Raw genomic sequence first — 20936 nt, forward strand, 5'->3', positions numbered from 1 at the left:
AAGGATAATAAGGTATTATCCTTTACTATTTATTGTACCAAATCATTTTATCTCTCGCCATACAATTTCAAGTCTTTATACCGCTTTTGTTACTATTTTTCTGCATCTGATCAACTACTGTTTTGCATACTCATACCTCTTTTTTATACGCCAAAAAGACCGCCCTAATCAAGCCGGTCATTTGCTCTGCAGTTATCCTGAACCTCCGTTGATCTAAGCAGCTCTTTCTATATTCATTTGATTTCTTGGATGCATCCCTTTTAACATTTCTGCCTGCTTTTTAGCCGCAACATGAATGTAAATCTGCGTAGTTTTAATCGAGCTATGTCCCAAAATCTTCTGAACGCAACTGATATCTATGCCCTCTTCAATCAGATAAGTGGCAAATGAATGACGGAACATATGAGGGGTTATGTTCCGTTCAATGCCGGCCAACCTGGTGTACTTTTTCAGCATTAACCGGATCGACTGTTCCGTATACCTTTCGCCCCTACTGTTTACGAAAAAGAATCCGCTGGCCTTTATTGCCTCTATATTATGTGTATAGTATTCTTGTAGTATCTCTAATATTTCTTTTGTAACAACCGGAATATAACGTTCTTTTCCACCTTTCCCCATGATCCTGATCAAACCGCTGCTTAAGTCTACATTGTCGGCTCGTATATTGGATATCTCATATACCCTCGCACCAGTAGCAAAAAACATTTCGATTACCGCGATATCCCTAAGCCAAAATTTGTAAGTCCTTTCGCTTCTCTTGTCTCTATGGGTATACATATAATTTAAAAGCTGTTCTATTTCCTCACGTGGAATGATGCGGGGAAGGAGTTTTAACTCTTTAAATTTCACTTTGATTTTTCTAAATGGGTTATGCTCAATAATTTCTTTTTCTTCTAGATAGTTGTAATATGCTTTTAAAGAAGCTATTTTTCGCTTTACTGTCTTTTGCTTAAATTTCTTGTGCAATAACGTAATAAAGTCTTCGATAACTTCTTTGTCCGGACTGTCTTTCCCAATATTAGAAACATAATCCTCAAATTGTCCCAGGTCTATCCGATAGGCCTTTATCGTCTTTTCGTCCAATTCTTTTCTGAATTTGCAATATTCCAGATATTTTCTTATCTGATCCGTCTGATTCATATGCTTTTCCTCCATGTCTTTTTGGAGTAGTGTAGCATATTTCTCTTTTGCAAAGTTTAATCCCTTCTATAATAACTAACACTTTTTGGCAAAAAAACTGACGGATCTTTTCACAAATCATTAAATTTAATCAAGTATATGGACGATATTGGTTGAATTTACTACGGCTCTTTCATTCCAAAAAAATATTTTGAGGAAAATTTACTCATCTGTATCTTTTCTCAAGTTATCAAGTATTACACGTTTTATCTATATTTTGATTGATCTGTTTCAAAGTAGAAATCTCAACATCTCCAGATTTGAGATCCAAGTTCCCTGTTGGTTTATCTGTAAACATTAACCCCCATCTTTTACAAATTTAAATAGATATGTTGTCATTCTTTTAGAGAAACCCAGAATAAAACAAATACAAAAACTATATCTTTCCTTAATCATACAAAACCACAGACATCTTTTCCATCACTACCTAGATATGCCTGTGGTTCTATATTCCCTGAATCCTTTAAATTAGTTCGTTTAAATATTCTTCCAAATCATTTTACCTTAGTTTTTATGCATCGGACCAGCGTTCATCAATAAATTTTCTCATATCTTTATACCAACGTTCACAATCTTTAAACCTTGTTTTGTCCGTCCACCAATCAGAAGATTTTCTATACAGACTGACTTTACTGAAGTTTTTACTACCTAATGAACTCTTATTTACCTCAAATTGATCAGGCTGACTATAAATATATGAGCCTGCTAAGGGAGTAAAACGTAATAAAGAAATCCGATCAACCAGTTTATCTAAATACATTTTATCAAGAAATTCTTTTGTTTGCCTATGTGTATCATTCGATTCAAACGGCAATCCAGTAATAATAAAAAGTTTTACATTAATCCCATAATTTTTCGTCATTCTTATTGCATCTTCTGCCTGTTTGACTGTTTCTCCTTTATTCATTTTTTTTAACAACAAATCACTTCCCGTTTCCACACCAAATTTTATTTCGATGCAACCGGATTTACGCAAAGCTGTAAGCACTTCATCATTAATACTATCCACTCTTGCAGCTAAAGACCATTTTAAATTCAAATTTTGATCAGCGATATAATCACATATCTCTATTGCTTTTTCTTGATCTGTCAAAAAACAATCATCAATAATAGAAAATCCATCTATTGAATATAGATTTTTAAGCATTTGAAGTTCTTCTACTATTTTAAATTTATTTCGGTATCGAATTTCCCTAATTCTATTATCTTGACCTGCTGCACAATAGAAGCAATTATAAATGCATCCGCGACTAAACAACATATGCACCATTCTTAATTCGGTGCCTGCCAAACGATCTGTCATCACTACATCTTCTTCCGGAAGTAAATCTCTAGCAGGAAATGGTATTTTATCTATATCTACACACAATGATCCTGTTGTTGCATAAATATTTTTATCAGTTCCGCGATAAATTATGCCTTCAATCGCCGCATAGTTCCTATCTTCATAATGTTCACAAAACTTTTGAATATTGTTCTCGCCCTCTCCCTTGAAGATTATATCTGCATCAAAGTCTTGAAAAACATTATTCACAAATATTTCTGCCTGATATCCACCTACAATTGTCACTACATCAATTTTCTTATGACTTGCATTATAGCAATGTTTTAGTATGTCATATGAATATGATGAAATAATACTGAGCCCTATCACATCATAATTAACCCAAGATTCTAATTCCTTTGGCGTAGTATTATTATCAACTGATATAAGCTTAACATCCCAATCTGGATTTTGTCTGACACACGCTGCTAAATACATAACTCCGAAAGGAGGAAATTCTTTCCTTCTTTTCCCTTTACGCGCTATTTCATAGGAATTAACATAAACAAGTGCCATATGAAAGCGAGGTGCATTATTAGTAACAAATCGATATAATGCCTCACAAAATGACACAATTTTTTGACATATATTTATATCACATGATTTCCATTTCAAAGAAAACATTTCTTCATAGTATGCATATTCTTGCTCATTCAAATTATTAATAGAATATAAATTCTCTGATGTTGTAACACGAGCAACAAAAGGGAAAGATGATTTTCTTATGAATGTTTTTTTTGAATGTTCTACTTCTTTCCGGTAAACGATTCCAGCGTTATCGACAAAACGAGCTCTAAACCCCCTATCTTGATTTGTTTCGCTATAAAAATGAATTTCAACAGAACTTCTAAAATCTTTTTTTATTCTTCCTATCCTAAGAAGCTGCTGAAAAGTTGAATTAGCCAATCGATTTTCATTTCTATATTTACTATATAATAGCTTTGGAGTTGTTGAATTATTAACAATTGCATGAAATAATTCTGGCTCTTTATCGAGTCCATGACTGCATAATATTTCTAGCTTTAATCCATTCAAATTTTTCTGTAATTCAAGCAACTGTTTGTATTCCGGACTATTATCCATTAATTGTGCGCTTTTTGCGTTCTTAAACTCAGTGCTACCAAAAAAATCCATATCACCTGCAGCTATTTTAATGATACTATTTTCCTGTGCTCTTTTAGTAAATTCTATAATTTTTTTGCTATACTTTTCAAAAGGTAAAACCTTAGAATCTTGTGCATCAACATAAACTATACTTATTATAAGAACTACGCACACAAAACCTTGAAGCAAAATGTTATTTTCAAAGCCAGCAATTAACAGAGATATTCTTTCATAAAAAGCGGGTACATTTTTGAGTTTTCCTAGCATTTCATATATTATCGCTAAAAATACAACAACTATAATCACAAATATATATATAATTAGTGGCTTTTTTTGCCGTTTACCGCCATCAAATATCTTTGCCGCAAGAACACCAACTAATGCCGATAAAGCTAAATTAAACATTTACTTCAGTCCTCATTTTTAATATTTTTTCTAAACATCATATTAGAATAGCCTTCTATGTTACGTTGAGAAATATCTAGAGAAAGCTCTTTGGCAAATTCTATCAAAGCTTGGTTCCTTTTTTCCAATGTTTCAATTTCATTAATATTTTCAATTTCAATAAAACATCCCAAATTTTTAACTTTATCTAATGCAACCTTAAATCTTGTATCTATGAGATATTCGATTCGATATTTATCTATTGTAATTTCACTCCGAAATTTTAGAGCTCTTAAAATTCTATCCATCATATTTGGATTTTCGATACTTGTTTCAAATTCTTCAATAAATTGTTTGCTAGTATTTTCATCATAAATTTGCTTATAACTTAAAATGGATTTTATACCTTCCGTCCTAATTCTAAGACAGCGATCTCCAGCGTTATAAAAACTTTCTTTTTCTGGAGAATAATAAATATCAATTTGATGTTTTTCCTCAGTTAAATTTCCCCACTCTTTTAATAGTTCTATTAATCTACAGTATTTTTCTTCATCTATTTGCAATTTTATTTCAATTTCCTTCGCATTCAAATTTCATACCTCCATTATTTTTAGCTAATAAATTAGTTTTCTGTTACTATAGAAATCTTCCGTAACTACTATATTGTTATTATTTCTAATATAGTTCATTACATAACATCTCGTATTTTGATATTGCCCTTATTTTCTTCGTCTTATTTTTCTAAATTTTAATTCTGCTTCTCCATCATTACAATTTTTTTCATTATACTATAAATTTCTATTATTGAACACACTTTTATTATGTTTTCTAACTCTTATTTGTAATATCGCCAAAAATCTATAAACAACCCATTCGATAGAAGCCGTCTAACTGTCTTTTAATCCACACCAATGATATATTTTATCTTTATTGATCATTAAGCCAAAATCGCCTCTCTCTTCTGTTTGTTTTGTATGTGTAAATCAAATTGCTAATACTTCACTCCATCCCTATCCCTCTTTTCCCATTAAAGACTAAGAGCTTCTCACAAATAATCGCAACCAGGCTACACAAATCGACCTTTTTTATGCATAATTAGCCTTTTATCTACAACTGCCGATGGGCATTCCCTAATGGCAGAAGATTAACTTATACAAATATCAACAATAAGAACGTAACGATGCTGATAGAACCTTTCCCCCTTACTGCCGCCTCCTTCCAGGCTTCACCACGCACTATATATAGAATTATACTTGTTGACCGCATCTATATATTGTGTTACTATTATTATATATCAAGATCTTGTGCTTTCCCGAAAGGGACTCTGCCCCCTTTATCCGGGGCCCAGGCACATGTAGTTTATGTTTGGAAATTAGTGTCATAAATTGGCGTAATTCGCCTTTTATGGCACTTTTTTTATTTCACAAAAATATTTGATTGCCAGAAGGCAGAAAGGAGAATCAGTATGTCACTATTTACTATTTTTTCAGGAAGGCCTACAACAAACCCAGAAATGAAACAGTCCAGAGCCGGTACAGAATATATCTCGCTTGATATCGCTGTGCCACAGTATAGCCCGGACGGAGAAGAAAACGCCATCTTCGTGCAGTGCTATTTTAACAAGGCCCTGGCCGACCGACTGCTCAAAGCGAAAGTAGTAAAAGGCTCTTGCCTGCAGATCCGTGGAGACTTAAAGGCAAACGCCTTTACATATCAGCAAGGCGAAAAGGCCGGCCAGCCGGGTCTGAATTTGAACTGCTACGTAGAAAGCTGGGAATTCAGTCTTTCGAATCGGCAGGCTTCCGGGCAGAACTCAAATCAAGGGCAAAATGGGAACACTCAAAGTAGCAATTACACAAATGGGAATGGACACAACAATAGCAATCCCAACAGAAATATGTCTGGCGGCGCTTATACAGGTCATAACGGACCAAATGGGCGTTCCGGCAGCGATCAGACTATGAACGGAAGCTATCCCAACGGTGCGTCTGGTACTACTGCTCCCGGAAATAACTATGGAAATCCAAATCAGAATTTCAGCAACAATTATGGCTATGCTCCCAATGGCAGTAGTGAGTACTATTCCGGCGGCTTTGACGGGGTTCCCCAGGAACATCTACCGTTTAACTAAACCAAAAAGAATCATGGATTATCACAGAGGAATTGGATCAGGGCTCGCCCAAAACAATTCCTCTTTTTTTAAGGAGAATGAAACGTATGAAAAGTATGACATTTTTTAAAATCTTTGTGGGTGTTGTATTCGCACTGGTGCTATTTGCGTCAAATCTGGACCAGAGAATTCTTCTTGCTGTTATTCTGATTGGGCTTCTGGGGACTCTACTCCTTTCAGTTCTTCCCCGGATTCCTTTTGCAAGGTGGAAGAAGTTTTTCTTAAATGATCCAAAGAAAAGGCACCTGCCTGTTAGGAATGAAGCAGATCCCCTTGCGACGGCTCTCATCTGTCAGATCAGTCATCGGATTACCGACAAATTGAGATCTGCGTATCCTCAAGCCACCTGGGACTGGGAAAAGAAACCCAATATCAGCCGGCTTCTATCCGGACAGCCAATCCGTATTCAGCTAATACAAGCTGGCGATTATACCCATGCGGAGATACATCTGGATACTTACGGCAGCATCCGATTCCAGCTTTTGATCATCCAAGATCTGACCGGCTCATCCGGCCCGGAACAGGAGGAAAGCAGGCCGGAACCCGCAACTGACTGTGCATCCTGGTATGAACTAATCGGAAAAAACGTTCTGCAGGAAGTCATTACGGATCTGAACGCAAGAGGTTATACCAGCCTTTCCATCAATGAAAATGGGGATGTATACATTATGGATCAGGACACCCCCATCATTAAGGAACGATTTTCTAATTTCCCCTCCCGAAAGTATTGGGATACGCTTACGGAAATCTTTGAACAGAATGAATTACGTGTCAATAGTACCGGAAATACCCTGGTATTATCCTGGCCAAATTAAGAAAGAAGGTGATATGAAATGAGTAACTTATATGAAAGATGGTCCTGGGAGCGGCGTCATATCCCGCCTTTTGATTCTTTCGACGAATCCTTACTAAAGCGGTCTGACGTATCCTCAAGTTACTTTCAGGGCAGTGTCCGAAGGTCAACGATTCACCCCTTGGCAATGCGGGCCATTCAAACTTATCTGGAGTTGGAACAGGGCAATACGCCAATAGGGCGCACACATCAAGGGGCCATCGGCAGCCAAGGAAATGATTTTACAATTGCCGAATATCCCAGCAGCAATGGCGAGGTACAGGTTGTCATTTACAATCGAAATACCGGCACCTTTAAAGCCGGCCGCTATTCCGATCCCATTATCCCAACCAGTAGGCCCACCGCTTATTCTTACAGCGAAACCGGAAACAACGGCACGGCCCTGTTTTTCGCTCTGATCCCAACGTTTCTTGGAGATGCTGAGTTCAACCAAGCTTACCAGGATTATAAGGAACAGGCGAATACTGGATTTTCGGATCCGGATGAGACCAGCCGGGCCGCCGCATTAATGTGCGACAATATGTATCGACGCATCACATATGCGGATCGTCTTGGTGCTGCCGGTGTACATGTGCAGATTCCGGCAGGCGGAACCATTCCTCCCATCCGGCCTTTGGATGTCAGGAACGGCACCTATTTACCAACAAATATTCTGACCGGAACGTTTGAAATCCTCACGGATGGAAATAGCTCGGGTACCCAAGCGGTCGCCATCCCCAAGAATCAATTTGTCGGCCAGTATATCCTGGATGAGTCACGGGTACTCACACCAGAGGAAGAACTTTCTGTGCCGGATCTCCCGGACTGGTATCTGATTCCTCCGGCGATCAAAATGATCTGTGAACATGCCAAAAAAACGACCGGGACCGCTCATGCCATGCGTAACTTTATGATGCGTGGTCCGGCAGGCACTGGAAAAACCGAAGGCGCCAAAGCAATTGCCGCAGCCCTCCATCTTCCTTATCGGTTCATTACCTGTTCTGCAAACACGGAAGTCTTTGACCTGATAGGTCAGATTCTGCCCGCAACGGAAGAACCCCAGGAAGACGGCGACGTTTCTTATCCATCTCTTACAGACCTTCAGATGGATCCGGCAAGCGCCTATTATATGCTGACCGGGACTTATGAAGATGAGATTGACGAATTTACCGTCTATAAAACCTTACTGGAAAAAGTGCGTCAAGACGGAGAACATTCTGTCTCTGCAGGAAATGGAACCCATTCTTTTCACTATGTGGACACCCCTCTTGTGGAAGCGATCCGAAACGGGTATGTCTTGGAACTGCAGGAACCCAGCTGTATTGCAAACCCGGCAGTCCTGGTAGGGCTAAACGGCCTTTTGGATCAGTGCAAATCGATCACGCTTCCCACCGGTGAAACCGTAGAACGGCATCCAGATACCGTCATCGTCATCACAACCAACGTGGATTATGCCGGCTGCCGTGCGATGAACCAATCCATCATCTCCAGAATGAATCTTGTCATTGACCTGGAGGAGCCAGATGAAGAAACATTGGTCAAACGTGTCATGGGCATTACCGGATGTAAGGATACCACTGCGGTACGAAAGATGGCACAGATTGTACGTAAAATCCATGAATACTGCCAGGAAACCGCGATTCGCGATGGCTGTTGTGGAGTTCGTGAGCTGATCGCATGGGTACAGTCTTACATGATCATCGAAGACATTTCCGAGGCAGCAAAATACACGGTTTTATCCTCCGCCTCTTCCGATTCGTCCTGTCGAAGTGAAATTGAAACCGCCTGCATAACGCCATATCTCGCAGCATAAGGAGGGTTTCTATGCATCCATTATCAGAGTCCGAAATCCAGACAAATTTCTCAAAGAATCTTTCATATATACGACGCACACGCAAACATCGGCTTTCCCAGAAAGCGCTCGCGAGAAGGCTCTGCCTTTCTAAGTATGCTGTCAGTATGTATGAATCGAACCGTGCAGCCCCGACTGCTTATGCGGTCTATCAGGTATCCTGCTACTTTGGGATCCCCATGGAACGGCTGCTCACCAAAGACTTAGCGAAAGGAGATTCATCTTGCGTGCAGATTATCGATTGCTGAAAAAACGGATTTTAGAAAAATCCAGCGAAATTACGGATCAGGCACTGTTTGCTTCCAGCGCCTATGCTGATTATCAGAGCAGGATTGCGGAAGGAATTACCAGGCGGTACCGGACTGGCGTTCATGTTGTCATGGACTGGGATGAACGTGAAACGGCTCATGTGGCATATACAAACAACATCACCATTCACATAAATGCAGCGAACACCATCACCTCCAGTTTTCCCACTCGGCTTTTAAAATCTCTAAGCCTCACTGGTATGACCGGACATGAATGTGGACATATGCTTTTTACGGACTTTACAGCCGCAGCACTTTATCTCCAAACACTGGAAAATGGCGGCTTTTATCCGGGCGAACCAACGCTTTCTGTATCCAGTCACACTTCCAATTATCAAGAATTAACGGAGGCCTTTGACCAGAAGGCCGCTTGCTTAACCTTAGCAAAATTGGCGGCCCAGCTTATCAATATCTTCGAGGATGTTTATATCGAAGCCAGAATGTGCCAGGAGTATCCGGGCAGTATCCGCCAGGGCATTAATCTGAACAACGACCGATTTGCAGAACAGATCCCTTCGATTCAAAAGCAGATGGACGATAACTACCAGGGCTTTTCGATCATTGCCAACCTGTTCATCCAATACTGCAAAGCCGGGGACATCAATAATGTCACAGGCTATCAGGGCGAATATCTGGATGCGTTCCATGAGTGTCTTACTTTTGTTACCGATTGCATATATGAAACGGATCCACTGAAACGCTTTCAGGCTGCAAATGAAATTCTTGTTGTCCTTTGGGACTATATCAAACCTTTGATCCAGTCGGCCAAAGAAAGTGACCGCTCCGGTAATTTCGATCAGTTCAGCGATGAATTATCCCAAACACTCGATCAACAGATCGTAAACGGTCCGCCCTTATCTCAAAAAAAGGGACGTCCCAAAAACAAAAAGAAGGCAAAAATTAGTGACTCCACACTTCAGAAAGGCCGGGATGAAGTACAAGAGATTCTCCAGGAAGAAACCGGGCGCATTGCCCTGGAAAAAACGTCCGACTCATCCGTCGGCAGTCATCCGGGAATCTCTTATCATTTTGATTACGCCGGTTCTGGTTATGAAACTGCCGCAAAAGACATTCAAAACGTACTGACCAAACTTGCAAAAAGTCTTGCTGAATTGGAGTACGAGGAGGCTCTTTCAGAAGAACTCCAAAAAGAGTCTCATGCAATCCGTTATGGCAATATTCATAAAGGAATTCATATCCATATCAACCGGATTACTCAAGTTCCCCAACATCTCATAGAAAACTACGAAGCAATAGCAGCACCACTTCTTGATATCTCCAGCCGGTTACAGCAATCCGTCAAAGAAATCCTGGACAAGAAGAGAAACGGTGAAAAACTGAATCATCTGGTATATGGAAGGCGTCTGGAACCAAGGAACCTTTATCACAACGATGGAGGTTATTTTTCCCGCACCCGGCTGCCAGGTGATCCCTCAGAACTGGCGGTGGCACTGCTCATTGATGAAAGCGGCTCTATGCGAAGCGCAGCACGACTTCCAATGGCGAACCAAACAGCAATTATCCTTTACGATTTCTGCCGGTCCCTGAATATTCCGATCACCATTTATGGTCACACGGAAGATGATTGCGATACCGTACAGTTATATTCCTATGCTGAGTATAACTCCGTAGATAATCAGGATCGCTATCGTCTGATGGATATGGCCCCCAGATCCGGAAACCGGGATGGTGCTGCACTCCGCTTTGTGGCAGAACATCTGCGAAAACGTCCGGAAGAATTGAAACTCTTAATCCTCATCTCTGATGGCCAACCTGCCGGTACCAGATATTATGGCACGGATGCGGAGGCTGATCTTCGGGCGATCAAAAAAGAATACCACCAAAAAGGTATTATCCTGTTTGCCGCCGCAATCGGCTCAGACAAGGAACGGATCAAACGGATCTACGGGGATGGCTTTCTGGATATTACGGACCTTAACAAATTACCAAAACTGTTACCACAGCTTATCACACAGTACATTACCTAGAAAGAAGGGAAATTATGAATGAATCTTACATATCGACACAGATCAGTGTCGTCAAAACTGACCGCAAGCTAGTGGCTTTTTACGACAAACTTAAAATTGCCCCGGTCGCCAATTACGCACAATTACATGCAAATGGAGAGTATTACGAACGCAACCGGAAGGTTCGCTCTTTGATCGGACTTCGCCTTTTGGACTATTCCAATGGCAAGGGTGCTGGAACGATTACTGCATCGGCAAATCTCTCTCCGGACGATCTGGAATTTATCTATTCCCGTCTCTATGCAGGAATACCGGAGTTCTCCTTCTCCCAGGACAAAATCTTTGGGGAGCGGGATCAAAATGGTTTTGCCAAAGTGACGAAATTAAGCATTGTGAGGGCGACTCTTACCTATGACGGGAAACCCCAGCGGATCCCTTGGATCATCTCCATAGAAAACGGCCGTGGAATCCCGGTAAATAACGCCAACGGCGGAACCTACATGCAGAAAGGTTCTTTTCAGTCTGAAGCAAAAATCGGAATCTACCTTACCGATTCCGACATGTTTCATCTACTGAACCGTGTTGTTCGTTATATCCATACTTGGGAGGCAACCATTGGCCCTTCTTTGATTACCAACGGAAAACACGCCCTGCAGGATGCAATCAGCCAGCGTCAAAATCATACTTCTCTCAATGAATTAAACCAAAATCCTCACGTGGCTTAAGGAGGAAGAAATGAAACCAGCAATGACTCGAACAATGGATTCCCAAGGACGTATTATCATTCCTCATGAGATTCGCGAGACAATGGGCCTCTCCAACGGCGATATGCTGGAAATCCGCACCGTTGATAACGGACTCTATTTGACAAAGTATCAGGATACCGCACTTGGAGATCTCACTGTTAAAAAGTACCTGAATCTCTTATACTCTGTCATCCACTGCGGCGTAGTTCTTTGTACGGATGATCAGGTAATTGCTTCCAAAGGGGTATTTCTTTCCGACGGTGCTGCAGTATCAGCGACGCTTCAAGAACAGATCCGTTCCGGCAAGGAGCAGATCTTTCCTGCCGCCGTCTATCTCACCAACACGCCTGTTTCAATGGTAGATACCTTGATTCCGCTGCCTGTGTCAGAGAAATTCTGGCAGCCTTGTGCGCTTATAATCATCAAAGGCCGGCGTAAAATCACGGAATCGGAGCGGGCCTGCGCCAGACTGATCGCTAAATTAATCAGTACCCCGAATGAAAACTAAATACTATTCAAACAAAAAAGGAGAAAAATATGAGAAAAATCCATAAACTCACAGAGCAAGAGCGATCTTTTGCAGAAGTACACCACGATATGATCTACCGGTTTCTGACCCACTTTCATCTCAGTGAAGACGATTATTACGATGTTGTGGTCTTTGGTTATCTTTTGGCAGTCCAGGAATACGTATCCCTGGAACCTTTACAGGATTACTCTTTTTCTACGATTGCATGGACAAGGATGCTACATTCCTTATCCGAATATAACCGCTATGTGAACCGTTCCAAGCGGAAAGCCATTACGGTTGCTTTTCAGGATGAAAATCACATTGCAGAATTGAACCAGATGCTGCCAGGTCGGACATCAACGATTGAAGACCAGCTACTAGATCATGAAATTCTTTGTGAATTGCTATCTTACGCGACCGCTCAGGACCGGAGTATTTTACTCATGATGGCAGACGGATATTCCTATAAAGAAATTGCAGCACAGCTTCAAACCAGTATGGCGCATATCCGTAAAACCATTGCCCGGTACCGTCTTCGCTTAATGGCACCGCGGCAAACAGGTCATGACATGCATATCGCATGAAAGGAGGCCGCCTATGAAAGAACGAAAAATCATACACTTCCCTGAAACTTTGAAACGGCGAAGAGAACTGACCGGTCATCTGTGTCTTCCTTTACGAGTCGGAGACCGTGCCTGGATTTCATGCAAAACTGGTCTTCTTACAACATCTGCTGTACAAACGATATGGGAAGTCTCTGAAACCAGTATCGTATTTGAAACCGGCAATTCCATCTATCATGTAACGAATCTTGTCCCGAAAGCTGAGGTGATCCGCGCTTGAATCAATTACAAGAAATAGAGAGCAGCCTGCAAAAGCTGCTCTCCACACTTAAGAAGAATCGGGAATGTGTTCCTCGTGAATTGCTTTGGTCCAGATATCGTGACGATTATTTCCGTCTGAAAATGCAGATCAGCCAGACAGCAAAAACCTATATCTGCACATTGCTGTCCCAGAACCTACTTAAAAACCCCTACATATCTGATGAAATACAGATCCATGTAATCAATCGGGCCATACAGGACTCCGGGCTCGTCCCCGAAATGTCACGCTGTATCAACCAGACGTATTCTGTGGACAAACTGTATCCTCTTGTTATGGATCTGAAAGAACAGATTCAAACAGCACTCTGGCCTTACATTGATTTTGAAACCTGTCTGGTCTATGATCTGGAGCACCCAGAACAGGAGCCCATTCTTTACAACCGGATTACACGACAGGTTTTTACAGATGGGAATTGGATCCACCGAGAACTGGATCTGGGATGGAAATTTATCCAATATCTGGCTCCGCGGCCCTATGAGGATACCATTCCTGTTCAGAGCACCAAACCAAACACCTGTCCATAAATGAATACTAAAATAACATTTATTTCTGGGGATTGCTAAGGTTGCAATCCCTTTTTAAAAGGAGATTAGATATGAAAATATGGATTTTACACGGATATGCCGATGGGCTTATTGATCCCGTCGTCTCTTTGGAATATCCTGTCGTATATGAAGCAATGAAAACTGCATACGAAGCAACCCTAGACGGTGAACACCAGACTCCAGATGAAAAAGAGTGTAGCTATCTGAGAGCCTTTTCGGCAACGGCTGTTGTCTGTGGAGACTGGCATGAATGGGAGATTTCTGTACAGGAAATTACAGACTTCGCAAAGAATCAAAAAGAGAAGGAAATCTTATGTTTCAACGGAAAAACCTCATATGAAAAATAGACTTGCATCAGAATAACCCCAAATGTTCATATTTAACAACAAGGCACTAACGTGTCATGCAAAAAAACTTTGAGCCGCCCAATCATCTTGGACGGCTCTTTCCATGTTTGCTCCTTATCTCTACCTCTTATATATCATGCTTTTCCCTGCGTCTGCCAGCTTCTTTGTAAACCTGTTCGTCTGATCGCGCAGAAATCACAATGATTTTCATAATCCCATCCACCCGCATGGTCTTATATACAACTCGAATCCCCAAATCCCGGAACTTGATTTTCAAAAGGTTTGTCAAATTTGTTCCTGTCTTATTACCCAAAGGTTTTCCATATCCTCCCTCTTGCACTGGGAGAGGATTCTGCGCCACTTTGCGGATACCTTTTAAAACCTGGAGTTGTACAGAATGGTCCAGCTTCTTCAAATCTTTTTTTGCTTCTTCTAAAAATTCAATACTCCAGGTCATTCGATTTCCGCTTCCTCCGCATAATCAAGTTCTTCTTCCGTAATACCTAAATCATGAATTACACTCTCAAAAGAAATGGTCGGTTTATCCCCATTTTCAGCAAGCCTGCTGTTTGCTTCAAGAAGCAACCGATAATCTTCTTCGATTTCCGTAAGCCGTGTATATTCTTCCGGTGATAAAATCACAGCGGAAGGCTGGTTGTTTTTTAATACGACTAATTCTTTTTCTGTACGGAGTCTGTCAAAGATCTGCGCTGCCTTTCCTTTATTAAATTGAGAAATCGGAATTAAACTATGCAGAATATTTGCTGCCTTTGCCACCATTAACACCTCATTTCTTTTCTTTTTTTCATTATAAAAGGAATTCTCAAAAAGTGCAATACAATACAAGAATATTTATCTATATTTTATCATTACTATTTTCCAATTTATTTTCTTTTGCAAAATCGAGCCACATCGCATTTTAACATATCTATCTTGCCTTTTGCTATAATGTAAACCTAATCCATTTCTCTATTGTATCATTCCCGCTTCCAAAGACAACTTATACATATGCTACGGCTCCGTAGGTCCTCCTATTTACATAATGTAATGCCGTCCATCTCTGAAAGACACTTGGACGGCACTTTCTACATTTGCACTACTACTTTTCAAATAATTCTTCCACCAGATGTTCATATTTTGGAAGTAGCACCAGATATGTGGCATCCACTTCTTAAACATTCGCCAGAAATACAAAGAGTTTCTCCCTGTATAATACCTTTAGAAGCTAAACCTTATATACTTTTGTAATCCTATTAATTATAGTCGGCAAAAAGCCGAAGTTCTTTTACTAGATTTTTAAACTCCTCATATTTCTTAAAAAAGTCCATTAACCACTTCTTGTAGTCCTCGTATCCAAATTCAGTATTTCGCATGTATTCAACACGACAAACTGGGACTTCCCCTAAAACTTCATCCCGCAACGTAGTATATGATTTCGGAATAGCAGTATAATCCAGCCCATGATTAAATATAAATTTATCAGCAATTGAAACCATTCCAGATAAAGCGTCATCCAATTTCCAATTTATAAATACATGTTCCTGTTGATCAAAATAGCGAATTATTGGTTCGATAAAATCCGAAAAAATTGTAGTTCCTATATAGTCATAATTTAATCGTATGTGATATCTTTTCATGCACTCAATCGTACGGATCAAATCTATTGCTCGTTGATAATCAGCATTGTACGCAAGCTGGCAAACCGTAGAATGAGGAAGCTTTTTTTGTGCAAGATTTTTTAAAAAAATTTCTTCAGCTATTATAAAACTTGTTTCTTTTAATCTTTTTAGTAATTCAACGTCCGTTTTAAAGTAGTAATAAGAAACCTGATCTGCTTTCAACTCCTTGATAAGTTCATTATCTGTTGCCCCGCTTGACATTAAATATACATGAATAGGAATTTGATTTTCTTTAGCAATCCTATACTCCTCATGTGTTCCTGATATTCCCCTATCTGTTTCTGTTCCATAATTAGCTTTCATTATAAGAATTACAAAATCGGCATCTAATATATCTCTCCGATATGTCATAGGTTTGGTGGATGGCGTAAGGTTACTTTCATACAAAAGCGGTTCTGCACCCATTTCCCTAAAATGTTTTTTTATACGTTCTCTCACTTTTTGGTTATCACTAAAAGTAGAGCTTATAAATATACGCGGTTTAAATGCCATTTCTTATTCCTCCTTTAACAGATTTATATACACAGAACCATTTGGAGTTAATTCAGCTCTATCATGGTTTTTCATAAAATTCCATGCGCTTTCATATAATTAATTAACTTTATTATACTCTATCCTCCAAGAACTGCAAATCATATACTGAATTTACACTTCAGAATACTAACAATGATCACACGATAATTTCCAATTTTCGCTTCTCTAAATTATATCAAATTCTTTCCATCCCCACCACAACCCTCATTAAAACAACGTCATCTGCTCTCATTAAAACAACGTCATCTGCTCATACTCCGTACCATCACTTAACAATACGGGCGTCTTGTGTAATAAGAATTCTGTTGCCTTATCATCCAACACCCAGTCCTTCACTTCTTCTGTTTCCAAGATCAGCGGCATCCGGTCATGCACGGGCGCAACAGAAGGATTTGCCGCCGTAGTCAGGATTACAAAACGCTCCTTATCTTCATACCAATTATAGCACCCTGCCATAAAAAGCACCGAAGCGTCTCTCCGTTCATATGCGAATTTCTCTTTGCTTTTATCCCATTCATAAAAACCTTTGGCCGGAATCACGCACCGCCTATGCTGCACACTCTCCCGGAAAGTCTTACGTTCCAAAACGCTTTCAGCCCTGGCATTAATCAAAAGTCCTTTCCCATCAAATCGCGGAAATCCCCAGCTCATTTGATCCATTATCAAATGTTCTCCACTTCCCCGGATAACACCGGCTCTCTGGGAGGGCTTTATATCTCCTATGCGTTCCAGCTTTAATTTCCGGTCCAGATCCCGAATCACCTTTTCTATTTCCTTTGCTGTTTCGTCATCCACATAATATCTTCCGCACAATTTTTCTTCCTCCATTTCACTACTCACCTATCATCTGTTGCTGATATCTCTTTAGTATTTTTTGAAGGCGGAAATCGTCATAGCTACGCACCGGATGTTTCAATATGGAACGTATCGATACTCGGAATAAAATTTGATATGAAATCCGTTGTCTAATACACCAGACACACAGTGCTCCTGTCCCCTTGATAATCCCCTGATCAACCATTTTTACTAAATATTCCAACTTACCTACATCCTGTTCCGAATACGCGGCAACAGCTACCGGAAAACTCATTCCTTCCATAAAAAACTGAAGTTGTCGCAAACCCTCTTCAGAAAATTTCAAAATTCTCTTTTCTTTCATCGCTCTTCCCAACTAATCTTCCAGCAATTTTTCTCCAAATAGTAATACAGCCGGAATAAATACTCTTGATTCCCCAAAACCGTACTACATCGGTATTCCTGGATAGGGATACCGCAGTAATATTTCTTTTCCTGTGTCAGTACATGAATCTGGCTGATTGTATGAAGCAGACCTTCTTCATCCTGATACTTGACCAGTTTTGGCATAACAACTCCGGTACTTGTAAACCAAACTCCACAAGCAATTTCTTCTACCGTTCTTTTCAGTTTCCCCTCATCCGCTTTTTGAGTATTTGTCCCAATCCCCATGCTCATACTTACCACCTCTTTATTCTACCCCAATTTTTTTATAATCAACAGTCCTTTTCTCCCTCGATATCCCGCCAGACATATGATCAATCGGGCTCCCTACAAATGCTGCCCGCATGACGGAATCAATTCCATATCTTTTTCGAATCTGATCCACGGCAGCATCCATTTTCTCCAATTTTACATAATCCGTTGTATCAAACATATCAATCTGCCGCATATCCATTCCATCTTTCACCCTGCTGGTATGAATTCCTAAATGTCGGATTGCGGTTCCATCCCATAATTCATCAAAAAGCCGGCAGGCACAGCGATGAATCTCGGTAGTGATATTTGTTGCGTTCTGCAGGGTCATCTGATGACTGGCGTAACTTAAATCGTGAGACTTGATTCCTACTGCGATCACTTCAGCTCGTACCTTTGCTGCTCGCAGTCTGGTTCCCACGGTCTCTGCCAAGGCAAGAAGTACTAGCTTTGCAGTAGATGCATCCGATACGTCAAAAGCAATGGTGGTGGAATTCCCGTATCCTTTATTCGCCGGAGCTTCCGGCTGTACAACAGAAACATCCATTCCATTCGCAAATGCCCAAATGACCTCGCCGTGTTTCTTCAGATGAATTTTCAGCAACGCAGGATCTGAATGAGCCAAATCTCCAATACTTTGAATCCCCAACTTAAAGAGTTTTTTCGTCGTTGCTCTTCCTACAAAAAACAAATCACTGACTGGAAGCGGCCACATTTTGCTCGGGATTTCCTCTTTCCAAAGTGTATGCACCTGATCTGGTTTCTGGAAATCTGATGCCATTTTGGCCAATAACTTGTTCTCAGAAATCCCGATATTGACTGTAAACCCCAATGTATCACGAATTCGATCTTTCATTCCATTGGCCGCTGTTATTGGATCTCCCCACAATTTTTCCGTCCCTGTCATATCAACAAATGCTTCGTCTATCGAGTATTGCTCTACATCTGGAGAGTACTGACGTAATATATCCATAAATGCCTTTGAACATTGTTCATAAAGTCCATAATTGGGTGGAACCAGAATGAGATTCGGACATTTTTGTTTTGCTTCTACGATCGTCTCTCCTGTTTTTATACGATATTTCTTTGCCGGAATTGACTTTGCAAGGATGATTCCATGGCGCATTGCCATATCTCCACCAACCACCGACACTTGTTTGCGAAGATCTGTTTTTCCTCCCAAATGGTGGAGACGATAGGTAGCTTCCCAAGCTAAAAACGCAGAATTAACATCTATGTGAAAGATTACTTTTTGTATTTTGCTCATATTAATCTCCATTCCGCCGCCTTTCAGTTGGCGGCACAAATAGTAATGAAAGTTTCGACTTCCTCCACGTTTTGCCCTATACTAAAAGTGAGAAGCTATACTACAAAGCACGGGGAGGCGAGTCGTAAAAACTCTCTCGTTTTAGACAGCATATTAATCAGTGTAAGTTTCACCTTTCAAGCACAAATAAGTGGCTCTCTAAGACCGTACACTAAGAATTGTTTTAACTCTTGTTAAATGTGTGGTGGAACAGTCAATGGCTTCTCTCTATTTTTCAGAAAGGAGCTTTGCCTATGAAAGTTGTTTATCAAACCTGCTGTGGCGTCGATGTTCACAAATCTTTTCTCGTTGCCACCATCATCAAAACCACTTCCGAAGTTCAGCCTTCTTATCAGAAGAAACGCTTCTCCACCTTCAACAATTCCATTCTTGAGTTTAAGCAATGGCTGTTGGATAACTCCTGTCGTGATGTCTGTATGGAATCTACCGGTAAATATTGGGTTCCTGTGTTTAATCTTCTGGAAGATGAATTAAACGTCACCATCGCCAACCCCAAATGGGTAAAGGCTGTCAAAGGAAACAAGGATGATACCAAGGATTCCAAATGGATTGGGGATCTGTTCAGACTGGGGCTTGTGCCGGGAAGCTATATACCGTGCAAACCAATCCGTATTCTCAGAGAGTTTACGAGATACCGGTATAAACTGACTTCCTGCAGAAGCAGTGAGAAGAATCGGTTTCAGAATGCGCTTACCGTCTGTAATGTCGCATTAGATTCGGTGGTTTCCGATATTTTCGGGAAATCAGCCACCTCTGTGATCGATTACCTTCTCGAACAGTCTGACAATTCCATCAACCACGAAGAAATATCCTCCAGACTGCTTCGTTCACTCAAAAAGAAGTCCGAAAGTGTCATTGAGTCTATCGAGGGGTATCAGATGACTGAATCCCAAAAATATCGTATGCGTCTCGTTCACGCACATATGGATTATATCACATCCACGATCTCTGATATAGACTCAATGATCGATTCGTTGGTCGAACCTTATGAAAATGCTGTCCAGTTACTGTGTACCATCCCCGGAGTCGATCGTAACAGTGCGATTACAATCATCTCCGAGATCGGTACGGATATGACACAGTTTTCCAATTCCAAGCGTTTATGCTGCTGGGCTGGCCTGACTCCCGGTAATAATGAGTCAGCCGGTAAGAAGAAATCTGTTCGGATCACACGTGCCGGCGTCTACCTCAAACCTACATTGGTACAAGTTGCCCATGCAGCCGTGAAATCCAACAAATCTCCTTACTACAAAGCCAAATATGAACGCATCATGAAACGCCGTGGTAAAAAACGTGCCATCATTGCGGTCGCCCGGATGATCCTCACGGCTATCTACCACATGCTGTCTACGGGAGAAGCATGGAATCCAACCGACCTTTACAAGATTGATATGCCTGAACCTCTGAAAAACAGACAAAAGGAAAAGGCTGTCACGCAGGCTATGAAACTTTTAATTGCTGAAGGACTTATAAAAGAGTCCCAGCTTGCTTCTTAGCGTATCTCAACAAAATCAACCCTGTTTCAAATGGCTATTCTTCAATAGCTTGTTTCAGTGCGCCATTTTTCGGCTGGCCTCTACTTTCTTTCACACTATTCGCCTCCTTTTCCTTTATTATGTCGAACATATGTTCTTTAGTCAAGAGGATTCTTCTTCCATCGGAAAATATTTATATTTTCCTAACATATACAAGAGCTACATTTTTCACTTCCCTAGCATATCCGGGACTTTCCGTAAGCGCCAAATAGGTTC

At 40.6% G+C, this 20936-nt stretch carries 22 protein-coding genes; 12 read left to right on the forward strand and 10 right to left on the reverse strand.

The window, feature by feature from the left end:
* Positions 1-213 precede the first annotated feature (213 nt).
* From BKD12_RS14665 to cyaB, 3 genes are all read right to left on the reverse strand, one after another.
* The gene (locus tag BKD12_RS14665; RefSeq protein WP_070090102.1) at positions 214-1140 is read right to left on the reverse strand and encodes a tyrosine-type recombinase/integrase; all 927 of its coding nucleotides are present in this window, start codon (positions 1138-1140) and stop codon (positions 214-216) included.
* Positions 1141-1690: 550 nt separating this feature from the next.
* Positions 1691-4012: a B12-binding domain-containing radical SAM protein gene (locus BKD12_RS14670; RefSeq protein WP_070090103.1), complete on the reverse strand. Its 2322-nt coding sequence runs from the start codon at positions 4010-4012 to the stop codon at positions 1691-1693.
* Positions 4013-4017: 5 nt separating this feature from the next.
* Positions 4018-4581, reverse strand: a complete 564-nt coding sequence (gene cyaB / locus BKD12_RS14675; RefSeq protein ID WP_070090104.1) for a class IV adenylate cyclase — start codon at positions 4579-4581, stop codon at positions 4018-4020.
* Positions 4582-5456: 875 nt separating this feature from the next.
* Here cyaB and BKD12_RS14680 point away from each other — a divergent pair.
* From BKD12_RS14680 to BKD12_RS14730, 11 genes are all read left to right on the forward strand, one after another.
* Positions 5457-6122, forward strand: coding sequence for a single-stranded DNA-binding protein (locus BKD12_RS14680; RefSeq protein WP_070090105.1), 666 nt, complete (start codon positions 5457-5459; stop codon positions 6120-6122).
* An 86-nt stretch (positions 6123-6208) separates the two neighbouring features.
* Positions 6209-6976: a hypothetical protein gene (locus BKD12_RS14685; RefSeq protein WP_083262983.1), complete on the forward strand. Its 768-nt coding sequence runs from the start codon at positions 6209-6211 to the stop codon at positions 6974-6976.
* 18 nt (positions 6977-6994) lie between these two features.
* Complete coding sequence (locus BKD12_RS14690; protein ID WP_070090106.1) at positions 6995-8806, forward strand: AAA family ATPase; 1812 nt, start codon at positions 6995-6997, stop codon at positions 8804-8806.
* A gap of 11 nt (positions 8807-8817) precedes the next feature.
* Positions 8818-9093, forward strand: a complete 276-nt coding sequence (locus tag BKD12_RS17635; RefSeq protein WP_070090107.1) for a helix-turn-helix domain-containing protein — start codon at positions 8818-8820, stop codon at positions 9091-9093.
* The gene (locus tag BKD12_RS14700) at positions 9069-11141 is read left to right on the forward strand and encodes a vWA domain-containing protein (RefSeq protein ID WP_070090108.1); all 2073 of its coding nucleotides are present in this window, start codon (positions 9069-9071) and stop codon (positions 11139-11141) included. The genes BKD12_RS17635 and BKD12_RS14700 overlap by 25 nt, the downstream gene beginning before the upstream one ends.
* 14 nt (positions 11142-11155) lie before the next feature.
* A complete protein-coding gene (locus BKD12_RS14705) occupies positions 11156-11845 on the forward strand; it encodes a hypothetical protein (RefSeq protein ID WP_070090109.1) in 690 nt (229 codons plus the stop codon).
* Positions 11846-11879: 34 nt separating this feature from the next.
* Positions 11880-12374: an AbrB/MazE/SpoVT family DNA-binding domain-containing protein gene (locus BKD12_RS14710; RefSeq protein WP_070090110.1), complete on the forward strand. Its 495-nt coding sequence runs from the start codon at positions 11880-11882 to the stop codon at positions 12372-12374.
* A 29-nt stretch (positions 12375-12403) separates the two neighbouring features.
* On the forward strand, positions 12404-12961 hold the full coding sequence (locus tag BKD12_RS14715; RefSeq protein ID WP_070090111.1) for an RNA polymerase sigma factor: 558 nt from the start codon (positions 12404-12406) through the stop codon (positions 12959-12961).
* A 13-nt stretch (positions 12962-12974) separates the two neighbouring features.
* Entirely contained in the window at positions 12975-13220 is a 246-nt protein-coding gene (locus BKD12_RS14720; protein ID WP_070090112.1) for a hypothetical protein, read from the forward strand.
* The gene (locus BKD12_RS14725) at positions 13217-13786 is read left to right on the forward strand and encodes a hypothetical protein (protein WP_083262985.1); all 570 of its coding nucleotides are present in this window, start codon (positions 13217-13219) and stop codon (positions 13784-13786) included. The genes BKD12_RS14720 and BKD12_RS14725 overlap by 4 nt, the downstream gene beginning before the upstream one ends.
* 71 nt (positions 13787-13857) lie before the next feature.
* Complete coding sequence (locus tag BKD12_RS14730) at positions 13858-14154, forward strand: hypothetical protein (protein ID WP_070090113.1); 297 nt, start codon at positions 13858-13860, stop codon at positions 14152-14154.
* 127 nt (positions 14155-14281) lie between these two features.
* Here the strand turns inward: BKD12_RS14730 and BKD12_RS14735 are convergent, their stop codons facing one another.
* The 7 genes from BKD12_RS14735 to BKD12_RS14765 all read right to left on the reverse strand — a co-directional run bounded on the left by BKD12_RS14735 (position 14282) and on the right by BKD12_RS14765 (position 19137).
* Complete coding sequence (locus tag BKD12_RS14735) at positions 14282-14611, reverse strand: type II toxin-antitoxin system RelE family toxin (protein ID WP_070090114.1); 330 nt, start codon at positions 14609-14611, stop codon at positions 14282-14284.
* Positions 14608-14934: a type II toxin-antitoxin system Phd/YefM family antitoxin gene (locus BKD12_RS14740; protein WP_083262986.1), complete on the reverse strand. Its 327-nt coding sequence runs from the start codon at positions 14932-14934 to the stop codon at positions 14608-14610. The genes BKD12_RS14735 and BKD12_RS14740 overlap by 4 nt, the downstream gene beginning before the upstream one ends.
* Positions 14935-15407: 473 nt before the next feature.
* Positions 15408-16325: a DUF4062 domain-containing protein gene (locus BKD12_RS14745; RefSeq protein WP_070090115.1), complete on the reverse strand. Its 918-nt coding sequence runs from the start codon at positions 16323-16325 to the stop codon at positions 15408-15410.
* A 273-nt stretch (positions 16326-16598) separates the two neighbouring features.
* A complete protein-coding gene (locus BKD12_RS14750; RefSeq protein WP_176730983.1) occupies positions 16599-17180 on the reverse strand; it encodes an SOS response-associated peptidase in 582 nt (193 codons plus the stop codon).
* 19 nt (positions 17181-17199) lie between these two features.
* Positions 17200-17526, reverse strand: a complete 327-nt coding sequence (locus BKD12_RS14755; RefSeq protein ID WP_070090117.1) for a hypothetical protein — start codon at positions 17524-17526, stop codon at positions 17200-17202.
* Positions 17523-17840, reverse strand: a complete 318-nt coding sequence (locus tag BKD12_RS14760; RefSeq protein ID WP_070090118.1) for a hypothetical protein — start codon at positions 17838-17840, stop codon at positions 17523-17525. Before BKD12_RS14760 ends, BKD12_RS14755 begins: the two co-directional genes overlap by 4 nt.
* A 13-nt stretch (positions 17841-17853) precedes the next feature.
* On the reverse strand, positions 17854-19137 hold the full coding sequence (locus tag BKD12_RS14765) for a DNA polymerase Y family protein (RefSeq protein ID WP_176730982.1): 1284 nt from the start codon (positions 19135-19137) through the stop codon (positions 17854-17856).
* A 281-nt stretch (positions 19138-19418) separates the two neighbouring features.
* Here BKD12_RS14765 and BKD12_RS14770 point away from each other — a divergent pair, with 281 nt between their 5' ends.
* Entirely contained in the window at positions 19419-20681 is a 1263-nt protein-coding gene (locus tag BKD12_RS14770) for an IS110 family RNA-guided transposase (protein ID WP_070090119.1), read from the forward strand.
* The last annotated feature ends 255 nt before the right edge of the window (positions 20682-20936 follow it).

This window comes from Merdimonas faecis, from assembly GCF_001754075.1.
GTDB lineage: Bacteria > Bacillota > Clostridia > Lachnospirales > Lachnospiraceae > Merdimonas > Merdimonas faecis.

What these genes read in the sequence shown, in the direction of transcription:
- BKD12_RS14765 (WP_176730982.1), bottom strand. Translation starts at nt 19,137, where the DNA reads ATGGAGATTAATATGAGCAAAATACAAAAAGTAATCTTTCACATAGAT.
- BKD12_RS14665 (WP_070090102.1), bottom strand. Translation starts at nt 1,140, where the DNA reads ATGAATCAGACGGATCAGATAAGAAAATATCTGGAATATTGCAAATTC.
- BKD12_RS14690 (WP_070090106.1), top strand. Translation starts at nt 6,995, where the DNA reads ATGAGTAACTTATATGAAAGATGGTCCTGGGAGCGGCGTCATATCCCG.
- BKD12_RS14705 (WP_070090109.1), top strand. Translation starts at nt 11,156, where the DNA reads ATGAATGAATCTTACATATCGACACAGATCAGTGTCGTCAAAACTGAC.
- BKD12_RS14735 (WP_070090114.1), bottom strand. Translation starts at nt 14,611, where the DNA reads ATGACCTGGAGTATTGAATTTTTAGAAGAAGCAAAAAAAGATTTGAAG.
- BKD12_RS14710 (WP_070090110.1), top strand. Translation starts at nt 11,880, where the DNA reads ATGGATTCCCAAGGACGTATTATCATTCCTCATGAGATTCGCGAGACA.
- BKD12_RS14720 (WP_070090112.1), top strand. Translation starts at nt 12,975, where the DNA reads ATGAAAGAACGAAAAATCATACACTTCCCTGAAACTTTGAAACGGCGA.
- BKD12_RS14770 (WP_070090119.1), top strand. Translation starts at nt 19,419, where the DNA reads ATGAAAGTTGTTTATCAAACCTGCTGTGGCGTCGATGTTCACAAATCT.
- BKD12_RS14670 (WP_070090103.1), bottom strand. Translation starts at nt 4,012, where the DNA reads ATGTTTAATTTAGCTTTATCGGCATTAGTTGGTGTTCTTGCGGCAAAG.
- BKD12_RS14740 (WP_083262986.1), bottom strand. Translation starts at nt 14,934, where the DNA reads ATGGTGGCAAAGGCAGCAAATATTCTGCATAGTTTAATTCCGATTTCT.
- BKD12_RS14730 (WP_070090113.1), top strand. Translation starts at nt 13,858, where the DNA reads ATGAAAATATGGATTTTACACGGATATGCCGATGGGCTTATTGATCCC.
- BKD12_RS14755 (WP_070090117.1), bottom strand. Translation starts at nt 17,526, where the DNA reads ATGAAAGAAAAGAGAATTTTGAAATTTTCTGAAGAGGGTTTGCGACAA.
- BKD12_RS14715 (WP_070090111.1), top strand. Translation starts at nt 12,404, where the DNA reads ATGAGAAAAATCCATAAACTCACAGAGCAAGAGCGATCTTTTGCAGAA.
- BKD12_RS14685 (WP_083262983.1), top strand. Translation starts at nt 6,209, where the DNA reads ATGAAAAGTATGACATTTTTTAAAATCTTTGTGGGTGTTGTATTCGCA.
- BKD12_RS14760 (WP_070090118.1), bottom strand. Translation starts at nt 17,840, where the DNA reads ATGAGCATGGGGATTGGGACAAATACTCAAAAAGCGGATGAGGGGAAA.
- BKD12_RS14680 (WP_070090105.1), top strand. Translation starts at nt 5,457, where the DNA reads ATGTCACTATTTACTATTTTTTCAGGAAGGCCTACAACAAACCCAGAA.
- BKD12_RS14745 (WP_070090115.1), bottom strand. Translation starts at nt 16,325, where the DNA reads ATGGCATTTAAACCGCGTATATTTATAAGCTCTACTTTTAGTGATAAC.
- BKD12_RS17635 (WP_070090107.1), top strand. Translation starts at nt 8,818, where the DNA reads ATGCATCCATTATCAGAGTCCGAAATCCAGACAAATTTCTCAAAGAAT.